17 protein-coding genes are annotated in these 16,583 nt (G+C 67.7%); 9 read left to right on the forward strand and 8 right to left on the reverse strand.

What is annotated here, in order from left to right:
- Window positions 1-6: 6 nt before the first annotated feature.
- Window positions 7-495 (reverse strand): pantetheine-phosphate adenylyltransferase, encoded by a 489-nt coding sequence (gene coaD / locus D106_RS0104115; RefSeq protein ID WP_018867926.1) that lies wholly within the window; start codon window positions 493-495, stop codon window positions 7-9.
- Window positions 496-587: 92 nt separating this feature from the next.
- Here coaD and D106_RS0104120 point away from each other — a divergent pair, with 92 nt between their 5' ends.
- Entirely contained in the window at window positions 588-812 is a 225-nt protein-coding gene (locus D106_RS0104120; protein ID WP_018867925.1) for a hypothetical protein, read from the forward strand.
- Between the two features lie 60 nt (window positions 813-872).
- On the opposite strand, the gene D106_RS0104125 is transcribed toward D106_RS0104120, so the two are convergent.
- The 3 genes from D106_RS0104125 to D106_RS0104135 all read right to left on the reverse strand — a co-directional run bounded on the left by D106_RS0104125 (window position 873) and on the right by D106_RS0104135 (window position 2,886).
- Window positions 873-1,850 (reverse strand): PA2778 family cysteine peptidase, encoded by a 978-nt coding sequence (locus D106_RS0104125; protein ID WP_051075169.1) that lies wholly within the window; start codon window positions 1,848-1,850, stop codon window positions 873-875.
- A gap of 67 nt (window positions 1,851-1,917) precedes the next feature.
- Window positions 1,918-2,340, reverse strand: a complete 423-nt coding sequence (locus D106_RS0104130; RefSeq protein WP_018867923.1) for a PA2779 family protein — start codon at window positions 2,338-2,340, stop codon at window positions 1,918-1,920.
- 108 nt (window positions 2,341-2,448) lie between these two features.
- Window positions 2,449-2,886 carry a hypothetical protein gene (locus tag D106_RS0104135; protein ID WP_018867922.1) on the reverse strand — a complete coding sequence of 146 codons (438 nt, stop codon included), beginning with the start codon at window positions 2,884-2,886 and terminating at the stop codon, window positions 2,449-2,451.
- A gap of 154 nt (window positions 2,887-3,040) precedes the next feature.
- Here D106_RS0104135 and D106_RS0104140 point away from each other — a divergent pair, with 154 nt between their 5' ends.
- Window positions 3,041-3,271: a GDCCVxC domain-containing (seleno)protein gene (locus D106_RS0104140; RefSeq protein ID WP_018878207.1), complete on the forward strand. Its 231-nt coding sequence runs from the start codon at window positions 3,041-3,043 to the stop codon at window positions 3,269-3,271.
- 18 nt (window positions 3,272-3,289) lie between these two features.
- On the opposite strand, the gene D106_RS0104145 is transcribed toward D106_RS0104140, so the two are convergent.
- Window positions 3,290-4,555, reverse strand: a complete 1,266-nt coding sequence (locus D106_RS0104145; protein WP_018879302.1) for a 6-phosphofructokinase — start codon at window positions 4,553-4,555, stop codon at window positions 3,290-3,292.
- Between the two features lie 219 nt (window positions 4,556-4,774).
- On the opposite strand from D106_RS0104145, the gene D106_RS0104150 reads away from it, so the two are divergent.
- Both D106_RS0104150 and chrA read left to right on the forward strand, forming a co-directional pair.
- Window positions 4,775-5,788 carry a class 1 fructose-bisphosphatase gene (locus D106_RS0104150; protein WP_018877009.1) on the forward strand — a complete coding sequence of 338 codons (1,014 nt, stop codon included), beginning with the start codon at window positions 4,775-4,777 and terminating at the stop codon, window positions 5,786-5,788.
- A gap of 71 nt (window positions 5,789-5,859) precedes the next feature.
- Entirely contained in the window at window positions 5,860-7,221 is a 1,362-nt protein-coding gene (gene chrA, locus D106_RS0104155; RefSeq protein WP_018877008.1) for a chromate efflux transporter, read from the forward strand.
- Window positions 7,222-7,236: 15 nt separating this feature from the next.
- Here chrA and D106_RS0104160 read toward each other — a convergent pair whose 3' ends face one another.
- The 3 genes from D106_RS0104160 to D106_RS0104170 all read right to left on the reverse strand — a co-directional run bounded on the left by D106_RS0104160 (window position 7,237) and on the right by D106_RS0104170 (window position 11,844).
- On the reverse strand, window positions 7,237-8,232 hold the full coding sequence (locus tag D106_RS0104160) for a 2-hydroxyacid dehydrogenase (RefSeq protein ID WP_018879303.1): 996 nt from the start codon (window positions 8,230-8,232) through the stop codon (window positions 7,237-7,239).
- A gap of 250 nt (window positions 8,233-8,482) precedes the next feature.
- Window positions 8,483-10,480: a CocE/NonD family hydrolase gene (locus D106_RS0104165; RefSeq protein ID WP_018879304.1), complete on the reverse strand. Its 1,998-nt coding sequence runs from the start codon at window positions 10,478-10,480 to the stop codon at window positions 8,483-8,485.
- 26 nt (window positions 10,481-10,506) lie between these two features.
- Window positions 10,507-11,844, reverse strand: a complete 1,338-nt coding sequence (locus D106_RS0104170) for an acetyl-CoA carboxylase biotin carboxylase subunit family protein (RefSeq protein ID WP_018879305.1) — start codon at window positions 11,842-11,844, stop codon at window positions 10,507-10,509.
- Window positions 11,845-12,028: 184 nt separating this feature from the next.
- On the opposite strand from D106_RS0104170, the gene D106_RS0104175 reads away from it, so the two are divergent.
- The 5 genes from D106_RS0104175 to D106_RS0104195 are packed head-to-tail and all read left to right on the forward strand — an operon-like array spanning window position 12,029 to window position 16,556.
- Entirely contained in the window at window positions 12,029-13,141 is a 1,113-nt protein-coding gene (locus D106_RS0104175; RefSeq protein WP_018879306.1) for a sulfite reductase subunit A, read from the forward strand.
- The gene (locus D106_RS0104180; RefSeq protein WP_018879307.1) at window positions 13,138-13,611 is read left to right on the forward strand and encodes a Crp/Fnr family transcriptional regulator; all 474 of its coding nucleotides are present in this window, start codon (window positions 13,138-13,140) and stop codon (window positions 13,609-13,611) included. The genes D106_RS0104175 and D106_RS0104180 overlap by 4 nt, the downstream gene beginning before the upstream one ends.
- Window positions 13,601-14,476: an FAD/NAD(P)-binding protein gene (locus tag D106_RS0104185; protein ID WP_018879308.1), complete on the forward strand. Its 876-nt coding sequence runs from the start codon at window positions 13,601-13,603 to the stop codon at window positions 14,474-14,476. The genes D106_RS0104180 and D106_RS0104185 overlap by 11 nt, the downstream gene beginning before the upstream one ends.
- Window positions 14,473-15,261: an oxidoreductase gene (locus tag D106_RS0104190; RefSeq protein ID WP_018879309.1), complete on the forward strand. Its 789-nt coding sequence runs from the start codon at window positions 14,473-14,475 to the stop codon at window positions 15,259-15,261. Before D106_RS0104185 ends, D106_RS0104190 begins: the two co-directional genes overlap by 4 nt.
- On the forward strand, window positions 15,258-16,556 hold the full coding sequence (locus tag D106_RS0104195; RefSeq protein ID WP_018879310.1) for a Ni/Fe hydrogenase subunit alpha: 1,299 nt from the start codon (window positions 15,258-15,260) through the stop codon (window positions 16,554-16,556). Before D106_RS0104190 ends, D106_RS0104195 begins: the two co-directional genes overlap by 4 nt.
- The last annotated feature ends 27 nt before the right edge of the window (window positions 16,557-16,583 follow it).

A 16,583-nucleotide genomic window follows, 5' to 3' on the forward strand; every position in this document is an offset into this window, starting at 1 on the left:
CGGCCGCTAGCGCTCCAGGCCGTTTTGTTCGGCCAGCATGCGCGCCACGCCGGGGCTCACGAATTTTGAGACGTCGCCACCCAGACGGGCGATTTCCCGTACCAGACTCGAGGAGACGAAGCTGTATTCCTCGGCCGGTGTCAGGAACAGGGTTTCGACCTCCGGCGCCAGCTGGCGGTTCATCGCCGCCAGCTGGAATTCGTGTTCGAAGTCGGACACCGCCCGCAAACCGCGCAGGATCACGTTGGCGCGCTGGGCGTGGACAAAATGCGCCAGCAGTACGTTGAACCCCTGCACCTCGACGCCGGGGATTTCGCCCACGGCCTCGCGGGCCAGGGCCACGCGCGTCTCCAGCGGGAAGGCCGGGCCCTTGTTGGGATTGGCGGCCACCGCGATCACCACGCGATCGAACAGGCGGGCGGCCCGGCGCACGATATCGGTGTGACCATGCGTGATGGGATCGAAGGTGCCGGGGTAGATAGCGGTAACGGACATGGGCGAAAGGCCGGCCGGGAAAGCCCCCATTAGACCCCAAGCACCGCAAGCAGACAAAATGCGCCCGCCGCACCGCAACCAGGGAATGCCCCATGAGTGACGACTACCGCCCTCCGCTTGCCGAATACTGGGATCAGCTCGAGTCCCGCTACGGTGGCGGCTTCAATTTTCACCAGATCTCGCGCGACGAACTGGCGCAACTGGTGGAACACCTGCGCCACGCCGTGAAGGAAGACCCGCAGGTCACGGACGTCGAGAAACAGAACCTGGGCCTGGTCCTCAAGCACGCTGAACAGACGCTCGAGAAGCGCAAGTAGGCGCGCCGCACACGCCCCGGCCGGAGAGGACCGGCGTGCCCCGCGCAAGCGTGCACCTGCCTAATGGCGCTCCGGTAAAGCCGCGGAGTCCATCGTCGCGGCACAAGGCGGCAGGGCGCGGCATTCGGCCCCCGTGTCCGGCGCATCCGCCGCCGCACCGAGGGTGCGAGCGTAGCTGCCCGGCCCCGCCAGACCGGCCGCACAGCTTGCCGCCTCGCGCGCTTGCTCACCGCACTCGCGGGCGATCAGTACATGCGCCAGGTTGTTCCACCCTTCGTGACGCGCCGGATCACGCTCCACGAGGTTCCGCAGGGCGTCCTCGGCCGTGGTCAGGTCGCCCTGGGCAAACGCCACGTTGGCCCGGCCCACATAGGGGATGGCCTCGTCGGGCCAGCGCTCCATCGCCGTTTCATAGCCAGTGGCGGCCGCCGCGAGGCGTCCGGTCTGCTCCAGCTCGTTGACCGCTCGCAGCCAGCGCAGGGGCGTGGCCGTTGCCGGCAGGGTGTCCGGTGCCATCACCAGGAAGGCCCAGCGTTCCCCGCGGGCCCAGGTCCGCTCGAAGCGGGCAAACGAGTTCACATGGCGCTGGATGGGGCCGCTGCGCAGGAAGATCTCGCGATCTTCCAGGTCATAGCCGATCACCACTGCGAAGTGCCATTCCGGGATCAGGGCCACGCCGAGGTTCTGGAACACCACCACCGGGTTGCCGGCGGCCACTTCGCGCAGGACGGTTTCCAGTTGCGGCTCGATGCGGTAGGCGACCTGGTCGCGGGCCCGCACCGCCGCGCGCATCTCGGCCTGGAGACTGCCCTCGCGGCCGGGGAGGTAGACCTCCTCGATCAGGTCATCCAGCGCGGCGTCGATGCCGCGGGCGTTCAGGGCCGTGGCCAGGGCGGCGGGGCCGCACTGGTATTGCTCCTGCGGGAAGAAGGGCGTGTCCGTCAGTTCCACGCGGGTCGGCAGGTCGGCCGGGCGTTCACTCGCCAGGCTCGCGCTCTGCGGCGCGGTGGCGCAACCGCCCAGGGCGAATGCGCCCATCACCAGGCCGAACACAAGAACGGCGAGCCCGGAGGCTCGCCGTCGGTTCCACGATGCCATGACCGCGTCAGCGGTTGGCGCGCGCCGGACCCACGAACGAGAAGATGTCGGTCACGCCGACCGCATCGAGGATCACGAACACCACGAACACGATGGCGACCACACCAAGGGCGCTGGCGGCGCCGGCCGGGTCGGTCTCCATGTGCGCCTCCAGGCGGGCGAGTTCCTCGTCGGTCAGACGCGCCACGCGCTGCTCGGCCCGTTCGGGGTCGACCCCCATCTCGATCAATTGGGCACGGACCTCGGCGTCATTGAGCTGTTCCAGCAACTGGGCGCGGGTGTCATCCGCGCTGGCCTGCTGGATCATGCTGCCGGTGTCGAGCATGCCCACGCCGGCGAAGGCCGGAGTGGCGGGCAGCAGGGTCAGCGTCAGCGCGACCAGGAAGGCCGCAGGGGCGGACAGGACTTGGCGAAACGAAGGGACGCGCATGGACAGACTCCTCGAATGGGGACGGGGTGCATAACGCTTACGAGTGTAGCGCGCCCACGGCGCAAGGGAACCGGCCGCGAAGAAAAATCGCGGCCGGAATCACAGGCCTCAGCTTTCGTCGGGGGCGTCAACCACGTTGATCTCGTACTCCAGGACCTCGACCCCGCGCGCCCAGGCCCCACCGCACACCGAGTTGTCACGCGTGCGTTCCTGGGTCTCGCCCGGACCGAGGGTGCGCCACAGGCGGGTGGTCGTGCGGACATCGTCCTCCAACTCGCCGGGGCAGTTGTAGGCGGTCTTGGTGACGCGCACCTCCAGCCAGTCGTCGGTGTTGTTGGTCGCCCGCCACTGGCCGCGCACGTTGGCACAGCCGTATTCGCGCATGCGGTACTCGAAGGTGACCTCGTCCGGCGAGCCATCGGCCGGCGCGAAATAGGCGCCCTGCGCGGCGACCTGGCCTGGCGCCAGGAATGCGGCGGCCAGGACGCTAGCGGCCGACAGGGCAAACGTGCGGTTCAGGATTCGCGTGTACATCGTTTCCTCCATCCGGTATCCGGTGTTGGCGCCCGTCTTGCGCGGGCTTGCAGTGCTGTAGACTCCGGAACCGCCCGTTTTGTGCCGATCCCGGTTGTCCGGCGGGGTTTTTCGCCTGCCCGCCTGGATCTTGCATCCCATCCTCGCAAACCGACCTGAAACGCATATGAACGAGATCATCCCCGACTCGACCCTGACCTGCCCGGAGTGCGGCCATCAGAAGACCGAGACGATGCCCACCGATGCCTGCCAGTGGTTCTATGAGTGCACCGGCTGCGGTGCCCTGCTGAGGCCGTTGCCGGGGGATTGCTGCGTCTTCTGTTCCTACGGGTCCGTGCCCTGTCCGCCGATCCAGCAGGAGGGCCCCGGTGCTTGCTGTACCCCCGGGAGGCCTTAGGGTCCGTAGTCCGCGTATCTACTCGGTCTTCACGTCGAATGGCGGGCAGCGTTTTGGCAACAGCTCGCCGCGGATGCGCGGGTAGCAGGGCAGGCCCCGTTCGAATGGCGGGGCATCCTCGCCCTGTATCAGCGGGCGCAGGTAGTCGCGCGCGGCCTGGGTGATGCCGTAGCCATCCGGGGTGATGTAGTTGCGCGGCATGCCCTGCTCGATGTCCGCGACGGTCTCCAGCGGGGTAAAGCCGATGCTCCAGCGGTACGGCTGGTTGGAGTCCCGGCGAATGATCGGCATGAAGGCGTCCTCGCTGGCCACCACCCCCTCCACCGCCGCGCGCCCGCAGGCATAGGCCTGCTCCACGTCCACCTTCGATGCGATATGGCGCGAGGCGCGCTGGATATAGTCCACCACGGCCCAGTGCAGCTTGTGGCCGGTCTTTTCGCGGATCAGTTCGGCCAGGCGCGGGGCGGCACCGCCGAGCTGGGTATAGGCGTACACGTCGTGACTCTGCGCGACCGAGAACAACTCCCCGTCCGGGTTCTTGATGCCCTCGGAGACGACCACCACGCAGTAGCCGTGGCGCTCGATGGTCCGGTTCAGGTGGTCGAGGAAGTCGTCCTGGTCGAACGGGACCTCGGCGAACAGGATCAGCATCGGCGGCTGACCGTCGAACTCCTGCGCCAGCGCCGCGGCGGCCGCCAGCCAGCCGGCATGCCGACCCATCACCTCCATCACGAACACCTTGGTGGAACTGGTGTGCATGGACTCGACGTCCAGGCTGGCCTCGCGCACTGCCGTGGCGATGAACTTGGCGGCCGAGCCGAACCCCGGGCTGGAGTCGGTCACGGCAAGGTCGTTGTCGATCGTCTTCGGCACCCCAATCGCCTTGATCGGAAAGCCCATGCGCTCGCCCATCTTTGCGATCTTCAAGGCGGTATCCATGGAGCCGCCACCGCCGTTGTAGAAGAAGGTGCCGATGTCATGGGCGCGGAAGACCTCGACCAGGCGCTCGTATTGTTGCGGGTCCTTGTCGGGGTCACCCAGATCGAAGCGGCAGGAACCGAACGCACCGCCCGGCGTATGGCGCAGGGCGGCGAGGGTCAGCGGGTCCTCCTGGTCGAGGTCGATGATCTCTTCGCGCAGCACACCCAGGATGCCGTCGCGCGCCGCATAGATCTTGCCGAAATGGGCCGGGTGGGCGCGCACCGCCTCGATCACCCCCCAGGCGCTGGCGTTGATGACGGCAGTGACTCCGCCCGACTGGGCGTACAGCGCGTTCTGCGGCATGCGAATCCTCCATTTCCTGTTGGTTCCCGAAGGCCGAGCAAACACAGTGCCAGGCCGATCACGCCACGATCAGTACCGTGGATCGGCCCCTCCGGGTGCTTTTGCTACACTATGCCGCCTTTGACACCCGGCGCGCCGGGGCCGTTCGCCCCGCGACGGGGCTGCTGTGCCCCATTTCGCGCCGTGTCGCCCGATTCACAACAGCATCAGGATTGCATCATGCATATCGGTACCACTCTGACCAACTGCATCATCGAAACCCAGCGCGGCATCCAGGGCGCAACCGGCGAATTCACCGGTCTGCTGAACGACATCTCCGTGGCGTGCAAGAAGATCTCCGACCTCGTTGACAAGGGTGATCTGGTCGGCGTGCTCGGCTCCGCCGGCTCCGAGAACGTGCAGGGCGAGACGCAGAAGAAGCTCGACATCATCACCAACGAGGTGTTCATCGAGAGCCTGAGCCACAACGGCCACGCCGCCGGCCTGGCCTCCGAGGAGATGGACGAGATCTGCGAGATGCCGGCCAACGAGCCGCGCGGCCACTACCTGGTGCTGTTCGATCCGCTGGACGGTTCCTCGAACATCGATGTGAACGTTTCGGTCGGCACGATCTTCTCCATCCTGAAGGCCCCGGAGGGCGTCACCGATCCCAAGACCGAGGACTTCCTGCAGCCGGGCACCAAGCAGGTCGCCGCCGGCTACTGCCTGTACGGCCCGTCCACCATGATGGTGATGACCACCGGCCAGGGCGTGAAGATGTTCACCCTGGACAAGGACTTCGGTGAATTCCTGCTGACCAAGGACAGCGTGCAGATCCCGGAAGACACCCAGGAGTTCGCGATCAACATGTCCAACAGCCGCTTCTGGGAGGCCCCGGTCAAGCGCTACATCGACGAATGCCTGGCCGGCAAGGAAGGCGCCCGCGGCAAGGACTTCAACATGCGCTGGGTGGCCTCCATGGTGGCCGAGGTGCATCGCATCCTGTCGCGTGGCGGGGTGTTCCTGTACCCGATGGACACGAAGATGCAAGCCAAGGGCACGGCCGGCAAGCTGCGCCTGATGTACGAGGCCAATCCGATGAGCTTCATCATCGAGCAGGCCGGCGGCGCCGCCACCACCGGCCGCGAGCGCATCATGGACATCAGCCCCGAGGGCATCCACCAGCGCGTACCGGTGGTCCTGGGCGCGAAGAACGAAGTGGAGCGCATCACCAGTTACCACAACGAGGGCTGATCCCTACGCCCTTTACAGTCCGAGGCCCGGCCCCGCAAGGCGCCGGGCCTTTTTGATGAAGGCAATCGACCATGACCGACTATCGTAGCCGGCAAGACGTCCAGCCCGGACCGCCGCCTGCACCGGGCCGGGGCGAGGCCTTTCGCTACTGGCTGAAACTCGGTTTCATTTCGTTCGGTGGCGCCGCCGGGCAGATCGGGATGATGCACGAGGATCTGGTCGAGCGGCGGCGCTGGGTCTCGGAGAAGCGTTTTCTGCACGCGCTGAACTACGCCATGGTCCTGCCGGGTCCCGAGGCACAGCAGCTGGCGACCTATCTCGGCTGGCTGTTGCACGGGACCTTGGGCGGCTTGATGGCCGGACTGCTGTTCATCCTGCCTTCGCTATTCCTGATCGCCGGGCTTTCATGGGTCTACCTGGCCTTTGGCGATGTGCCGGCGGTGGAGGCGGTGTTCTACGGCATCAAGCCGGCCGTGGTCGCGATCATTGTCTACGCCGGCTGGCGTATCGGCGGACGGGTGCTCAATAACGGCCTGCTGTGGCTAATGGCCATCGCGGCCTTCCTGGCCATCTTCGCCCTCAACGTCCCGTTCCCGTACATCATCATCACGGCGGGGATCCTCGGCTGGCTGGGCAGCCGCGTCTGGCCAGAACGCTTCCAGAACGGCGAATCTCACGGGGCCGGCAGTGTTGAGTCGCGGGGCCCGGCGGTGGTGGATGACGACACGCCACCCGCCCCCTGGATGCAGTTTCGCTGGTCGCGGGTGATTCGCTTTCTGGTGGTGGGTCTGGGGCTGTGGGCCGCCGTGTTCGGGGCCCTGCTCGCGCTGTTCGGCTGGGACGCCACGCTGACCCGCATGGGGCAATTCTTTACCCAAACGGCGCTCGTGACCTTCGGCGGGGCCTACGCGGTCCTGCCCTATGTCTACCAGGGTGGGGTGGAGACCTATGGGTGGCTGAGTCCCGCGCAGATGATCGACGGGATCGCACTGGGGGAGGCCACACCAGGGCCGCTGATCATGGTGGTCACGTTCGTGGGCTTCATTGGCGGCTGGACCCAGGCCTTCCTGGGTCCGGATCAGGTCTTTCTGGCGGCCGTGCTGGGTGCGCTGGTCGCAACCTTCTTTACCTTCCTGCCATCATTCCTGTTCATCCTGGTCGGTGCGCCGCTGGTCGAACGCACGCGCGGGGATCTGCACTTCACGGGGCCGCTGACCGGCATCACCGCCGCGGTGGTCGGGGTGATCGTGAACCTCGCGGTCTTCTTCACCTGGCACGTGCTGTGGCCCGACGGCTTTGACGGCGCCTTCGAATGGTTCTCCGCCCTGCTGGGCATCGCCGCCTTCATCGCCCTGGCCCGCTTTCGCGTCGGGATCATCCCGCTGATCCTCGTTTGTGCGGGGCTGGGGGCGGGCTTCCAGCTCGCGTTCTGATCGCGGGGAGATGCCTCAGACGACGCGGCCTTCGGGTTGCGCGTCCGGGTCCTGGTGCAGGGTGGTCAGGTTGGCGACGGTGGTGTCGGCGATGTTGGTCAGCGCCTCGTGGGTCAGGAAGGCCTGGTGGCCGGTGACCAGCACGTCGTCGCGCTGCATCAGCCGCGCGAGGCGCCGGTCCGGCAGACCGGCCAGCGACCAGTCGTGGAAGAACAGCCCCGCCTCGGCCTCGTAGACATCCAGTGCGAATCCGCCCAGCTGACCCGAGTCCAGTGCGACCTCGGCGGCATCGGTATCCACCAGCGCCCCGCGCGCCGTATTGATCAGAAAGGCCCCTCGCGGCATTCGCGCCAGGGTGTCGGCATTGATCATGTGCCGGTTCTCCGGTGTCATCGGGCAGCTCAGGCTCACCACCGAGGACGCGGCCAGCAGCGTGTCCAGGTCCTGATACTCCACCCCCGCGGCCTGCAGCTCCGCATTCGGGTACGGGTCGTGCGCGAGCACCCGGCAGCCAAAGCCGAGCATGATCCGCGCGAAGGCCTGGCCGATCCGCCCGGTGCCCACCACACCCACGGTACGCCCGACGAGATCAAAGCCCGTCAGATGGTCGAGCCGGAAATCGCCGCGTCGGGTCCGCTCCCAGGCCCGGTGCACCCGGCGGTTCAGCGTCATCAACAGGGCGACGGCATGCTCCGCGATCGCGTTCGGGGAGTAGGCCGGAACCCGCCCCACGCGCACGCCGCGCTCGCGGGCCCGCGCCACATCCAGATTGTCGTACCCGGAGCAGCGCAGCGCGATCACGTGGATGCCCTGATCCGCCAGCCCGTCAATCACCCGGCGGTGCAGGTCGTCGTTGGTGAATACGCAGACCGCATCCGCACCCCGGGCCAGGTGCGCCGTCTCCGCAGTCAGGCGCTCGGCGTACACCACCGGCACCATTTCGGCGGCCACCAGCGCCGGTATCAGGTGCTCGCGATCATGCTGCTGGGTACTGAAGACGGCGACCTTCATCGCATCCCCCGGACAGTGGTTGGGCCAAACTCCAGCATAACCGGGAAAGGTTACACCCTGATTGGCTCGCGAGTCGGGATGGCCACACTCGGTTTCGAGCCACACGTAGCGAGTTCGCTACTGCGTGTGGCAAACGCTCCGGTAGCGATTCCAGCATGTGGTCGCCACACAAGCCGCCTACACCCCTACTGCCACTGCAGGGTGCTTTCCACTGACCCCGCGCTCTTTCCGGGGGTTCAAGCTGGCTAGTTCAGACGAGGTCGCGGGGGATCCGGACATCCCAGTTGCGGGCATATACCCTGCGTTCACCCTCGTACGCATCCAGCTGTGCGTGGATCTGGAACTCGGTGGGGGTCGAGGTGAGGACCGTTCGGGTCACCGTGCGCACTTCCCAGTCGCCGCGCCGGAAGCCACGTTCCCAGAGGGTTTCCCCGCGCGCGGAGTTGAAATCGTCGCCGCGGTAGCTGTACCACTCCAGCGCCTTGCGCTGCATCTCCAGATTCAGGTCATCCAGCCGGACGGTCCCCGCGTCATTGGTAACCGCGAGGGTTGATTCGTCCTCGGCCAGGTCGCGGATCACGCGCCAGTTGTGCTGCTGGGGGGTCAGCTGGTGGACGGACGTCGAGGGTGGACCGCCCTCGGGCGGCGGGAAGGTGATGCGGGCGTCGAGATCCTCCCGTCGCCCCCGCCGTGGCAGCAGCAGACGGCTTGCGCCCGCCATGATCCGCAGCCGCACCGGATGCGGCGCCGGCCATGCCAGCGGGAAATACGAAGTGGACAGCGACAAGCGAATGCGATGCCCCGCCGGGAACTGCTGGGCCACATCGTTGAACTTGATCCGGACACGGTAGGTTTTATCGGGCTCCAGCGGCTGCGGGTTCTCCGCGCCTTCCCGGTGGGTCAGGTTGAGCAGGCCGTAGGTGACACGGGTGGCCTTGTCGTCGGCCGCCACGTCGGACAGCCGCGCCGCCACCATGGCGACGGGCCGGTCGACCCGTAGCTGCAACTCCAGCACTGCGGCACCCAGGATCTCCAGCGGTTCCTCCAGTGGGGCACTGGTGAATACCAGGGCACCCCCGTCCTCTTCGCGCTGGTCGTGCGGCAGGTCGGGTGTCGCTGCATACGAGCACCACTTGCCGGCAAAAAGTCCCACGCTCAGTGGCGACTGCAGCGTCATCTCGCGCTCCGGAGACGCGGCCGACGCGTGCTCCAGCCGCCCCGGCCAGGCCAGGGTCAATGGCTCCATCTCGACGTTCTTCGAGGGCCAGCAGGGTTCGCCCACCCAGCGCCCCGGGCGTTCCTCGTAGCGAGTGGTCGGCGGGACGCTGTCCTGGATCCAGGCACGCAGCATCGGCTCGTCCATGATCCCGTTGTCGATGCCCTTCAGCCAGTGATCCCACCAGCGCAGGCACTCCTGCAGGAAGCCGATCGCCGGGCCGGGCACGCCCTGATGCGGGTATTTGTGGCTCCAGGGGCCGACCAGGCCCAGGCGGGGTGCCCGGAGGTTGGCCAGCAGGCGGAACACGGCGTTGGAGTAGCCATCGGCCCAGCCGCTGACGGCCATCACCGGGATCTGCACCGCGGACCAGTCCTCGCAGATCGAACCGTGCTTCCAGTAGTCGTCGCGGCGCTGGTGGCGCAGCCACTTCTCCAGCCACAGCCCGCTGCCCTCCAGGCGCTGGAACCACATCTCGCGCCAGCGCTCGCCCACGATCTCCGGATCGGGGGGCAGGGAGTTGTAGGCGAACATGGTCGAGGCCCAGGACAGGTTGTCGCCCAGCAGGCAGCCACCCATGTGGTGGACGTCGTCGGCGTAGCGGTCATCGGTGGAACAGACGCTGACCACCGCCTTCAGCTCCGGCGGCTGCAATGCCGCGATCTGCAGGCCGTTGAAGCCGCCCCAGGAGATGCCGATCATGCCGACGCTGCCATTGCACCAGGGCTGCTCGCCCATCCAGCGCAGGACCTCCACGCCGTCGTCGAGCTCCTGCTGCAGGTACTCGTCCTCCAGTACCCCCTCGGAGTCGCCCGATCCGCGCAGGTCCACCCGCAGACAGGCGTAGCCGTGACCGGCGAAGTAGTGGTGGATCGCGTCGTCGCGCAGGCGGGTCGAGTCGCGCCGGCGATACGGGATGTATTCCAGGATTGCGGGGGCGGGCCGCTGTTCGGCGCCCTCGGGGCGCCACAGTCGGGCGGCCAGGTGCGTACCGTCGGACAGCGGGATCGGGATGTATTCCTCGATTGCCACGGGGCAGGAAAGGTCGGTGACTGTTTTCACGTCGGCACGTTCTCCTCACGGCGGGGCGTGACGGGCTCGAATGCCATGGGCAGTCGCTCCATGACGCGCACGTAGGTTCGTTCCAGGTCGGTGTGGTTCGCAGCTCCCAGAAACAGTGTCGCCACCTCGTAGGAATAGCTGTCCTGCCAGCACAGCTCCGACAGCAGCATGCCCTCCTCGACCTCGATCTGAATGACCAGTCCCGGGAACTCGGCCTCGACGGCCGCAATCTCGGATGCCGTCGGAACCCGCACGACCCGCGCGTCCTGATGCCGCCGAACCATGAACTTGGCCGCACACGCGAATTCCCCCTGGCGATGCGGCATGGCGGGCTCGCGGCCCAGTCCGAGGTCGATCATCACCTGGTGGTGGTAGCAGCCATCGACCATCCGGAACAGCGGGGCGTGGGACTTGGAGATCCGGGTATTGATCTCCAGCAGCCAGATCCGGTCCGTGGCCTCGTCCCAGTAGAACTCCATGTTGAACGGGGCGCAGTCATAGCCCACCTGGCGGATCACGCGGTCCGCGATCTCGCCCATGCGCGCCTGCACCCCATCCGGCAAGGTCGACGGATACTGGTAGCGCGAGAACGACGAGCCGGCCGCACCCTCGCGCAGGGAGTCGACCGCACCATAGATCCGGACCTCGCCCTGCCAGGCATACCCCTCCAGGGTGCACTGGCGCCCCTCCGATATCAGGGCCTCGACGATGCAGTGGTTGCCGTCGATTCCGGCCACCTCCGGCGGCAACGTCGCGTGCCCCAGGACATGGTTGAAGGGTTCGCCAAAGCGATCGATCTCCCGGCGGATCCGCTGCATGGCACGCCGGAAGTCATCCGCATCGCCGATACGAAAGCCGAGATAGGAGAGCACCGACTTCACCGGTTTGATCCAGAACGGAAAGGCCAGCGTGACCTCGCGCAGGGGATCGCTGGAAAACGGGTTGACCGCACAGAAGGCCGGGATGTTTTCGGGCACCACGCGGGCCTGTTCCAGCCGGCTCCAGTACTTGTGTTCGCACTTCAGTACGCTTTCAAGGGTCGGCCCCGGCAGGTCCGCGGCCTGTCGCAGGATGGGCAGGATCGTGCTCACCGGGAAGTCCCAGAATCCGACCACGGCATCCACCGTGCCGGGAAACCGCTGCAACCGTTCGCGACCCTCGGTCAGTATCCGTTGGATCGGAAACCGGGCACAGGGCTTGACCTCCGCGCGCGTGAAGAGCGCGTGGAAGGCATAGTCCTCCGCCCCGGGCAGGGTCCGGAGCTGGGCCAGATGAAAGTCATCCAGACCGACCACAAAGATGTTGCGCTTCACCGGCGCCCCCGAAATCGCCACTGCCACCTCCGGGCCACCGGCCGTCAAGATCGCATCACGTCTTTCCCGGAGTGTGGCACGTATCGGCGCTATTTCCAGTCCGTCACGCGCTGGATCATGGTCGGCACCTGGCGCAATATGAGTGGCACCCGGGTCGGCGGGGCCTGCTTGCCTGCCGTTCGGAGCCACTGACCGGGAGTCGCCGATGGACGTGATCTCGCCAAAAGCCGTGGATACGCTGATCCGTCTGCTGGCCGGTGATGGCTACGAGGTGGTGGGTCCGAGGCGGCGCGACGGGGCGATCGTCTACGACCGCGTGCAAGGCCTGGATGACCTGCCGGCGGGCTGGGGGGACGAGCACGCCCCCGGCCACTACCGCCTGCGCGAGCGTGACGACGCGGCCCTGTTCGGCTACGTGGTCGGGCCGCATTCCTGGAAGAAGTACCTGTTCCCGCCCGAGGAGACCCTGTTCCGACTGACCCGCCAGCCGGACGGCAGCTTCGTGACCGAGCCGGGCGAGCCGGCACCGCCCCGGCGCGCGTTCATCGGCATGCGCGCCTGCGAGCTGGCGGCGATCGCCGTGCAGGACCGGGTGTTCCTCGGCCAGGCGGTGCAGGATCGCGGCTATGCGGCGCGTCGCCAGGATGTGTTCATGGTCGCGGCCCACTGCGCGGAGCCCGGCGGCACCTGCTTCTGTGCCTCGATGGACACTGGGCCCCGTGCGCGGGAGGGCTTCGATCTGGCCCTGACCGAGGTGGTCGACGCCACGCAGCATTTCCTGGTCGCCGAGGCGGGGAGCGAGGCCGGGCGCGCGGTGCTCGACCGGCTGGAGCCGCGCCCGGCCACGGACGCCGAGCACGCCGCCGCCGAACGCGTCTGGGCCGAGGCGCCGGAAAAGATGGGCCGACAGATGCCGGCGGACGCCCGCGAGGTGCTGAACCGGGCCTTCGAGCACCCGCGCTGGGAAGAGACGGCCGAGCGCTGCCTGTCCTGCTCCAACTGCACCCTGGTCTGTCCCACCTGTTTCTGTTCCCAGGTCGAGGAGGTGCCCGATCTGGAAGGTCAGCGCACCGAGCGCGTGCGGCGCTGGGACTCCTGCTTCAACCAGGAGCACTCGCACCTGGTCGGCGGGCCGCACCGTGACTCGGTGGCCGCGCGCTACCGCCAGTGGATCACCCACAAGCTCGCCACCTGGCACGACCAGTTCGACACCTCCGGCTGTGTCGGCTGCGGACGCTGCATCACCTGGTGCCCGGTCGGGATCGACATCACCGAGGAGGTGACCGCGGTGCGCCGTGATCCCGAGGGCCGGGCATGAACGAGCTGCTGGCGATCCTCGAAGACCAGCCGTTCTTTGCCGACATGGAGCCGGAACACCGGCGCCTGCTGGCGGCCTGCGCCGCGAAGCTCAGCTACCCGGCGGACACGCGGCTGATGCGCGACCACGAGCCGACGGAGACCTTCTGGCTGATCCGAGAGGGCCAGGTCGCGCTGGAGAGCCCGCTGCGCGAAGGCTGCGTGACCTTCCAGACCCTGGGGCCCGGCGACATCCTCGGCTGGTCGTGGCTGCTACCGCCGTATCGCGCCAGTTACGACGCCCGCGCCCTGACCGACGTGCACACCCTGCGCTTCGATGCCGGCGTGCTGCGGGAACACATGGAGGCCGACCCGGCGTTCGGCTACATGCTGATGAAACATTTCTCCGCGCTGATCGTGCAGCGGCTGCAGGCCGCGCGGTTGCAGGCGCTGGACATCTACAGCCACGGAGGGCCCGGGGATGGCACCTGAGACCCTGCAGCCCCGAGCCGACAGCGCCCTGCCGGAACAGGCGATGGCGCCGCAGCCCTGGCGCATCCATTCGGTGCGCCCGGATGTCGCCAGCAACGAGATGTTCAGCTGGACGCTGTACCCCGAACCGGGAGTCGACCCGGGGCCACCGCCGACCCCCGGGCAGTTCAACATGCTCTACCTGTTCGGCGTGGGCGAGGTGCCGATCTCGGTGTCCGCAATCACCGACGATGGCGGCATCGTGCACACCACCCGCGCGGTGGGCAGCGTGACCCGCACGATGCAGGATCTGGGACCCGGCGCGGTGGTCGGCCTGCGCGGGCCGTTCGGTACCGCCTGGCCGTTGGAGCAGGCCCGTGGCCGCGATCTGGTGCTGGTCGCCGGCGGCATCGGTCTGGCCCCGCTACGCCCGGTAATCCATGCGGCGCTGGAACGGCGCGACGACTTCGGCCATGTGGTGATCTGTTACGGCGCCCGCTCGCCCGGTGACATGATCTTCCGTGACGAGCTGGAGGCCTGGGGCGCGCGCGATGATCTCGACCTGCGCATCACCGTGGACCGCGGCACGGCCGCATGGCGCGGCGATGTCGGCGTGGTCACCCAGCTGGTCGATCGCGGCGGCTTCGACCGGCGCAACACGCTGGCGATGGTCTGCGGCCCGGAGGTGATGATGCGCTTCGCGGCCTCCTCGCTGGAGCGACGCGGCGTCAAGCCGGAAGACATCTTTGTCTCCATGGAGCGCAATATGCGCTGCGCGGTGGGCTTTTGCGGCCACTGCCAGATCGGGTCGCACTTCGTCTGCCGCGACGGGCCCGTGTTCCCCTACCCGGTGATGGAGCCGGCCTTTCGGATACGCGAACTATGAGTGCCGAACGTCCGACCCTTGCCGTATTCAAGTTCGCCTCCTGCGACGGCTGCCAGCTCAGCCTGCTCGACTGCGAGGACGAGCTGCTGGCGGTGACCGACCGGGTGCAGATCGCGCACTTCCCCGAGGCCACCCGCACCCGCATTGATGGGCCCTGGGACCTGACGCTGGTGGAGGGCTCGATCACTACGCCGGAGGCGGCCGAAGAGATCCGCGAGATCCGCCGCGCGTCGAAGTTCCTGGTGACCATCGGCGCCTGCGCCACCGCCGGCGGCATCCAGGCCCTGCGCAACTTCGCCGATGTCGAGGCGTTCACCCGTCAGGTCTACGCCCACCCGGAATACATCGAGACCCTGGCCACCTCGGATGCGATCAGCCAGCACGTGCCGGTGGACTTCGAGCTGCGCGGCTGCCCGATCGACAAGTACCAGCTGCTGGAGGTCATCAGCGCCTTCCTCTACGGCCGCCGCCCGCAGGTCTCCAGCGCCAGCGTCTGCGAGGAGTGCAAGCGGGCCGGGCAGGTCTGCGTGATGGTCGCCCACGGCACGCCCTGCCTGGGCCCGGTCACCCACGCCGGCTGCGGCGCGCTGTGCCCCGGCTGCCACCGTGGCTGCTACGGCTGCTTCGGCCCCAAGGAGACGCCCAATGCGCCCGGCCTGTCCGGGCAGCTGGAGGCCCTCGGCATGGAGCGCGCCACCCGCGTGCGCTTCTACCGCACCTTCAATGCCGGCGCCGACGCCTTCCGCGAGGAGAGCGAGCGCGAAGAATCAGGAAACGGACCATGAGCGAGACCCGCACCATCGAAGTCGACTACCTGGCGCGCGTGGAGGGCGAGGGCGCGATGTACGTGCGCACCGAGGGCGACCGCGTGGAGGAGGTGAAGCTGTCGATCTTCGAGGCGCCGCGCTTCTTCGAGGGTTTCCTGCGCGGGCGCGACTTCCGCGAGGCCCCGGACATCACCGCGCGCATCTGCGGCATCTGCCCGATCGCCTACCAGCTGGGCGCCTCGCTGGCGATGGAGGACGTCTGCGGGGTAACCGTGGATGGCGTGCTGCAGGACCTGCGCCGGCTGGCCTACTGCGGCGAATGGATCGAGAGCCACGCCCTGCACGTGTTCATGCTCCACCTGCCGGACTTCCTTGGCTATCCCGACGCGGTCACCGCCGCGAAGGACCACCCGGACATGGTGCGCAACGGCCTGCGCATCAAGAAGATCGGCAACTCCATCCTGCGCCTTCTGGGCGGGCGCGAGATCCACCCGGTCAACCTGCGGGTCGGCGGCTTCTACCGCACGCCGACGCCCGACGAGGTCGCCGGCCTGCGCGAGGAGCTGGCCTGGGGCCTGGACGCGTCCTGCGAGGTCGCCGAGTTCCTCGCCACCCTCGACTACCCGAACCTGGAACGCGACTACGAGTTCGTATCGCTGGTGCACCCGGACGAATACCCGATCACCCACGGCCGGCTTGGCTCGAGCAGCGGGCTGGACGCCGCCATCCGCGACTACGACGACGTCTTCACCGAGGAGCACGTGGCCCACTCCAACGCCCTGCACAGCCACCGCTCCGACAGCGGCGAACCGGTCTTCATGGGTCCGCTGGCGCGCTTCGCACTGAACCGCGAACATCTCACCCCGCGCGCCGCCGAACTGGCCGAGCGCGCCGGGCTGGGCGCCGCCTGCCGCAACCCGTTCCGCAGCATCCAGGTGCGCATGATCGAGATCGTGCTCGCCTTCGAGGAGGCCCTGCGTCTGGTCGACGGCTACCGGGACGCACCGGCCGAACCCGCGCGGCCGGTCACCCCGCGCGCCGGCACCGGCTTCGGCGCCACCGAGGCCCCGCGCGGCATCTGCTACCACCGCTACAGCATCGACGACGCGGGCCTCATTACCGACGCCAAGATCGTCCCGCCCACCTCGGTCAACCAGCCCACCATCGAGGCCGACCTGCGCGAACTGGTGCAGACCCACCTCCACCTGCCGGACGACGAACTGCGCCACCACTGCGAGGTCGCCATCCGCAACTACGACCCCTGCATCTCCTGCGCCACCCACTTCCTCGACCTCACCGTCGACCGCCAATGAGCGCCACTTCAGGGTGGGGGACGCGCC

The organism is Thioalkalivibrio sp. ALE9 (assembly GCF_000377445.1).
Taxonomy (GTDB): Bacteria; Pseudomonadota; Gammaproteobacteria; order Ectothiorhodospirales; family Ectothiorhodospiraceae; genus Thioalkalivibrio.